This is a genomic window from Pseudokineococcus marinus, from assembly GCF_013004605.1.
GTDB lineage: Bacteria > Actinomycetota > Actinomycetes > Actinomycetales > Quadrisphaeraceae > Pseudokineococcus > Pseudokineococcus marinus.
This window is the reverse complement of the sequence record NZ_JABEMA010000197.1, coordinates 1-5,996: the sequence shown is the minus strand read 5'-3', so window position 1 is coordinate 5,996 and position 5,996 is coordinate 1. Positions and strand designations below refer to the sequence as shown.

The following is a 5,996-nucleotide window of genomic DNA, read 5'->3' as shown; positions in this document are numbered from 1 at the left end:
CGTCGCCGTCGGCCGACTGCTGCGCGGAGGCCGGGGCCACGACCAGCGCCGTCGCGGCGCGCAGCACGGGGTCGCCCTCCAGCTGCACGAGGTCGGCGGCCGCGAGGGCGTCGAGGACCTCGCGACCGGCGACCGACGCCGTCCCCGCGAGGACGGGGTCGGGGGCGAGGACCGCACCGGCCAGCGCGGCCGACAGCAGCGCCGACGTCCCGGCGTCCTCGGTCGTCACCTCCCCGAGAGCGCGCTCCGGGAGGGCCGCGGCCACCTCGTCGCGGGCCTCCGAGGCCCCGGGGTCGCTCCAGGCGCCCCCGAGGTCGACGACGCCGGTGACGTCGCCGCCCGCGTCGGCGACGGCGTCGGACAGGTCTCCCACGAGCTCGCCGTCGGCGCCGGGCAGGGCGACCACGACGGTCGTCGTGCCGTCGAGGACCCCCTCCGCGACGGCGGGCGCGACCGCGGCCAGGGCGGCGTCGCGGGCGGCCAGCTGGCCGGACAGGTCGTCGACCTGTCCCTGGAGCTGCGCGCGGTCCTCCCGCAGCAGGTCGACCTGGCTGGAGAGGGTGTCCCCGATGGAGTCGCGCAGCGGCCCGGCGCCGAGCACCACGCCGATCGCCAGGGCGAGGAAGACCCCGACGAGCGAGACGAGGTGGTAGCGGAAGTCGATCACCGGAGGTCTCCCAGGAGCGGTCGTGCCCGCCGTGCGGCGCGCGGGGTGCGGGTCGGTGCGGCGGGCCGCCGGGGCGGGGCGGTCCGGCCCGCGGCCTGCCGGCGGCTCAGCCGGTCCACGAGAGCAGCGGGGCGAGCAGGCCGTCGAGCTGGGCCGCGAGGAGCGACACGAGCGTCTGGCCCGCCGACGTCGACAGCAGCGCGACGAGGAGCGCGAGCAGGCCGGCGAGCAGGAGGGCGGCCACCTGCGCCGTGGAGATCCGCTGGCGGTACAGCCGCGAGACGCCCTTGGCGTCGACGAGCTTCCCGCCCACGCGCAGCCGCGTGAGGAAGGTGCTGGCCATGCCGGCGCGCCCCTTGTCGAGGAACTCCACGAGGGTCGCGTGGGTGCCGACGGCGACGATGAGCTCGGCACCGCGGTCGTCGGCCAGGAGCATGGCGACGTCCTCGCTGGTGCCCGTGGCGGGGAAGACGACGGGGTCGACGCCCAGGGCGCGCACCCGGTCGAGCCCGGGGGCGCGGCCGTCGCGGTAGGCGTGCACCACGACCTCCGCGCCGCTCGTCAGCGCCGCGTCCGAGACGGAGTCCATGTCGCCGACGACCATGTCGAGGGCGTGGCCCGCCTCCAGCACCGCGTCCGCGCCGCCGTCGACGCCGATGAGCACCGGCCGGTACTCGCGGATGTAGGGCCGCAGCGTGGCCAGGTCCTCGCGGTAGTGGTAGCCGCGGACGACGACGAGGGCCTGGCGCCCGGCGAAGGAGGTGCGCACGTCGGGAACGCCGACCCCGTCGAAGAGGAGGTCCTTCTCGCGGAGCATGTACTCCAGCGTGTTGGCGGCGAAGAGCTCGAGCTGGGACCCGAGGCCCTCGCGCGCCTCCTCCATGGCCGCCGCGACGGTCTCCGGCGTCTGCCGGACGCCGGTGGCGACGACGCGCTCCTGGCCGTCCTCGAGGAGGAGGAGCCGGTCGCCGTCGACGCGCACCGCCTGCCCCTCGTGCAGGGCGCCCATGACGTCCGGGCCCACCCGGTCGAGGAGGACGACGCCGGCGTCGAGGAGGATCTGCGGCCCCAGGTTCGGGTAGCGCCCGGAGGTGCTCGCCGCGGCGTTGACGACGGCGGCCGGCTGCGCGGCGACGAGGGCCTCGGCGGCGACGCGGTCGACGTCCTCGTGGTCGATGAGGGCTACGTCCCCGGGCTGGAGCCTCTTGGTGAGGTCCTTCGTGCGGCGGTCGACGCGCACGACGCCGCCGGCGGTGGTGGGCGCGGCGGGCCGCCGGCGCAGGACGCGTCTCATCGTGGCCGATGGTCCCACGTCGACGCCCCGTCCCCGGCACCGCGGCCCGCGCGCCCCGCGCCGTCGGGCGTCACCGGTGGCGGGCGTCACCGGTGGCGGGCGCCCTCGAGGAGCTCGGCCGCGTGGGCGCGCGCGCTGGTGGAGCCGCCGCGCCCGGCGAGCATCCGCGCCAGCTCCGCCACCCGGTCCTCGCCCTCGAGCGCGCGCACGCCGCTCGCGACGACGCTGCCGTCACCGCCCTTCTCGACGAGGAGGTGGTGGTCGGCGAAGGCCGCCACCTGCGGCAGGTGGGTGACGACGAGGACCTGGGAGCGCTCCGCCAGCGCGGCCAGGCGGCGGCCGATCTCGACCGCGGCGCGACCGCCCACGCCCGAGTCGACCTCGTCGAAGACGAAGGTCTCCACCGGGTCCGCCTCGGCCAGCACGACCTCGAGCGCGAGCATCACGCGCGACAGCTCGCCGCCGGAGGCGCCGCGGGCGAGCGGCCGGGGCTCGGCGCCGGCGTGCGCCGCGAGCAGCAGCGCGACGTCGTCGCCCCCCGTGGCCGACAGCCGCTCGGTGCGCTCCACCCTCACCTCGAGCCGGGCCCCGGCCATCGCGAGGGCCTCGAGCTCCGCGCTCGCCGCCGCGGCCAGCCGCTCGCCCGCCGCCGCCCGCGCGTCGTGCAGCCGGGCCGCGAGGGTCTCCAGCTCCTCCGCGAGCGCGCGCTCCTCCTCCTCCAGGGCGCCCACCCGGTCGTCGTCGCCCTCGAGCTCGAGGAGGCGGCGCGAGGCCTCCCGGGCCCAGGCGAGGACGGCGGACGCGTCCTCGCCGTAGGCGCGCACCAGCGCCGCGAGCTCGGCGCGACGCTCCTGCACGACGGCGAGCCGCGCGGGGTCGGCCTCCAGCTCGGCGAGGTGCGCGGCGGCGTCGGCGCCGGCCTCGACGACGAGGACGGACACCTCGGCGAGGCGGTCCGCCAGCGCCGCGAGCGCCGGGTCGTGGGCCCGCACCGCCTCCAGCGCCCGACGGGCGACCTCGACGGCGCCGACCGCGTCCCCCGGGGACTCGCCCCCGCCGGCGTCGTCGTCCCCCGTGAGAGCGGCGCGCGCCGTGGCCGCGGCGAGGCGGAGGTCCTCGGCGTGGGTGAGGCGCTCGGCCTCCTGCGCCAGGGCCAGGTCCTCCCCCGGCTGCGGGTCGACGCGCTCGACGCGCTCGAGCCCGTGCCGCAGGAGGTCGGCCTCCTGGGCGCGCTCGCGGCCCCGCGTGCGGATCTCGTCGAGCTCGGCGCGCACGGCGCGGTGCCGCTCGAAGGCGGTGCGGTAGCGCGCCATCGGCTGCGCGACGTCCTCGCCCGCCGACGCGTCGACGACCTCGCGCTGGCGCGCGGGCGAGCGCAGCAGCACCTGCTCGCTCTGGCCGTGGACGGCGACGAGGTCGTCGGCGAGCTCGCCGAGCAGGCCGTTGGGGACGGCGCGCCCGCCGACGTGGGCGCGGCTGCGGCCCCCGGCGGCGACGCTGCGGGCCACGAGCAGCTCGCTGCGCCCGGCCCCGACGTCCTCCAGCTCGGCGCCGGACCCCCGGGCGCGCTCGGCGGCGGGTCCCGTGGCGGGCAGCGTGAAGCGCCCCTCGACGAGGGCGCTCCGCGCGCCCGAGCGGACGGCCGTGGGGTCGGCCCGGGCCCCCAGCAGGAGGCCGAGGCTCGTGACGACCATCGTCTTGCCGGCGCCCGTCTCCCCCGTGAGGACGGTGAGGCCGGGGCCGATCTCGAGCGCCGAGGCGTCGATGGCCCCGAGGTCGCGGATCCGGATCTCCTCGAGCACGCCTCAGCGTCCCCCGGACGACCCGCCCCGGTCGTCCGCCGCGCCGTCGACGCCCTCGTCGGCTGCCTCGTCGAGGGGGTCCACCGGTCCGCGCCACCCCTCGACGGGGAGCCGGAACTTCGCGACGAGGCGGTCGGTGAAGGGCCCGTCGGAGATGCGGGCGAGCAGCAGCGGGTGCACGCCCCGGGTCACCTCGATGCGCGAGCCGGGCGGCAGCTGCGCCGTGCGTCGCCCGTCGCACCACAGGACGCCCCCGCTCGCGGTCCGCGAGAGCACCTCGACGGCGAGGACCGAGCCCGGCGACGCCACGAGCGGCTTGGCGAACAGGGCGTGCGCGGAGATGGGCACCATGAGCAGCGCCTGGACCTCCGGCCACACCACCGGTCCACCGGCCGAGAAGGCGTAGGCGGTCGAGCCGGTCGGCGTCGCCATGACGACGCCGTCGCAGCCGATGACCGACACGGGCCGACCGTCGACCTCGGTGACGACCTCGATCATCCGCTCGCGCTCGGCCTTCTCGACGCTGGCCTCGTTGACCGCCCACGACGTCGTCACGACCTCGCCGTCGCGCAGCACGCGCACGTCGAGCGTGAGCCGCTCCTCGACGACGTAGTCGCGGGCGGCGATGCGGTCCACCGTGCGCGCCAGGTCGTCCCGCTCGCTCTCGGCGAGGAAGCCGACGTGGCCGAGGTTCACGCCGAGCAGGGGCACCGGGCGGTGCCGCACGAGCTCGGCCGCCCGCAGGATCGTGCCGTCGCCGCCGAGCACGACGACCATCTCGGCCCCGCTCACGACCGAGTCCTCGAGCTCGTCCGGGTCGAGCACGGGCACGTCCCCGACGCCCGGGATGTCCCCGACCTCCTCGGCGAGCATGACCGGCCTCAGCCCACGCTCGCGCAGCAGGTCCACGAGCTCGCGGGCCGCGGCGACGGCGGTCGCCCGCCCCGTGTGGGTGAGGACGAGGACGGTCCGCTCGCCCGACGGGGCCTGAGGGTCCGCTCCCGCCCCCACCCGGGTCTCCTGGCTGTCCTGGGTCACTGCGCGCCCCCCTCGTCGCTCGCGTCGCCCTCGGTCGCGCTGCCGCCCGGGCCGCTGCGCACGGCCGCCAGCACGACCTCCTCGAGGTCGTCGGGGTCCACCCCGGCGGGGCCGGCTCCTCCGGCGCGCAGGAGCAGGAAGTACTCGACGTTGCCGCTCGGGCCGGGCAGGGGGCTCGCGGCGCAGCCGACGACGACGAGCCCGGCGTCGACGGCGGCGGCGGCCACGTCGACGACGGCGTCCGCCCGGGCGCGCGGGTCGCGCACCACGCCGCCGGCGCCCAGCCGCTCGCGCCCCACCTCGAACTGCGGCTTGACCATGAGCAGCAGGTCGGCGCCGGGGGCGCTGCAGGCCGCCAGGGCGGGCAGCACGAGCCGCAGGGAGATGAAGGACAGGTCGGCGACCACGAGGGCCGGCAGGGCGCCGAGCTGCTCGAGGACGGCGTCGGGCGCGAGGAGGCGGACGTTGGTGCGGTCGAGCACGACGACGCGGTCGTCGCTGCGCACCGGCCAGGCGAGCTGGCCGTAGCCGACGTCGACGGCGAGGACGCGCTCCGCGCCCCGGTCGAGGAGGACGTCGGTGAAGCCCCCCGTCGACGCCCCGGCGTCCATCGCGAGGCGCCCGGCGACGTCGACGTCGGGGAAGGCCTCGAGCGCGCCGAGGAGCTTGTGCGCCCCGCGGCTCGCCCAGCGACGACCCGAGCCCGACGGCCCCTCGCCCTCGCCGACCTCGTCCACGACGATCGGGTCGCCGCGCTCGACCTGCGTGGCCGGCTTCGTGGCGCGCTGGCCCCGCACGAGCACCGACCCGGCTCCGACGAGCTCACCGGCCTCCTGCCGCGAGCGCGCGAGGCCCCGGCGGACCAGCTCGGCGTCCAGGCGCGCGCGGCGGGGCGCGCTCACCGGGCCGTGCCCGAGAGCCGTCGGGCGAGGCGCTCCTGCGCCCGCTCGAGGGCGGCGGCCTGCTCCAGCGGCCCCGCCTCGTCCGGCGTCGCCGCGAGGTCGGCCAGCACCTGCGCGACCTCGGGGTCCTCCGCCGGGTCGGCCGCGTCGGGGCCGTCGCCTCCGCGGCCGGGCTGCCTCGGCCGCGGACTTCGTAGCCTTCTTCCGCTGCAGGAACGCCCCGGGCCGTACTTCGTAGCCTTCCTCCGCTCTAGGAGAGCCGCGGGCAGAGGTTCGTAGCCTTCCTCCGCTGC

Annotated in this window: 5 protein-coding genes; all 5 read right to left on the bottom strand. The window is 78.0% G+C overall.

The window, feature by feature from the left end; all coding sequences use genetic code 11:
* A partial coding sequence (locus HLB09_RS11960) for a copper transporter (RefSeq protein WP_171203595.1) occupies nucleotides 1-667 on the bottom strand: 667 nt, incomplete at its 3' end.
* 106 nt (nucleotides 668-773) lie between these two features.
* Complete coding sequence (steA, locus tag HLB09_RS11955; protein ID WP_171203594.1) at nucleotides 774-1,961, bottom strand: putative cytokinetic ring protein SteA; 1,188 nt, start codon at nucleotides 1,959-1,961, stop codon at nucleotides 774-776.
* Between the two features lie 86 nt (nucleotides 1,962-2,047).
* Nucleotides 2,048-3,763: a DNA repair protein RecN gene (gene recN, locus HLB09_RS11950; RefSeq protein ID WP_171203593.1), complete on the bottom strand. Its 1,716-nt coding sequence runs from the start codon at nucleotides 3,761-3,763 to the stop codon at nucleotides 2,048-2,050.
* Between the two features lie 3 nt (nucleotides 3,764-3,766).
* Nucleotides 3,767-4,774 (bottom strand): NAD kinase, encoded by a 1,008-nt coding sequence (locus HLB09_RS11945; protein WP_171203592.1) that lies wholly within the window; start codon nucleotides 4,772-4,774, stop codon nucleotides 3,767-3,769.
* Nucleotides 4,775-4,797: 23 nt separating this feature from the next.
* Nucleotides 4,798-5,703, bottom strand: a complete 906-nt coding sequence (locus HLB09_RS11940) for a TlyA family RNA methyltransferase (RefSeq protein ID WP_171203591.1) — start codon at nucleotides 5,701-5,703, stop codon at nucleotides 4,798-4,800.
* Between the last annotated feature and the right edge of the window lie 293 nt (nucleotides 5,704-5,996).

Excerpts from the sequence above, each read along its gene's own strand:
- steA (WP_171203594.1), bottom strand. The coding sequence starts at position 1,961 with ATGAGACGCGTCCTGCGCCGGCGGCCCGCCGCGCCCACCACCGCCGGC.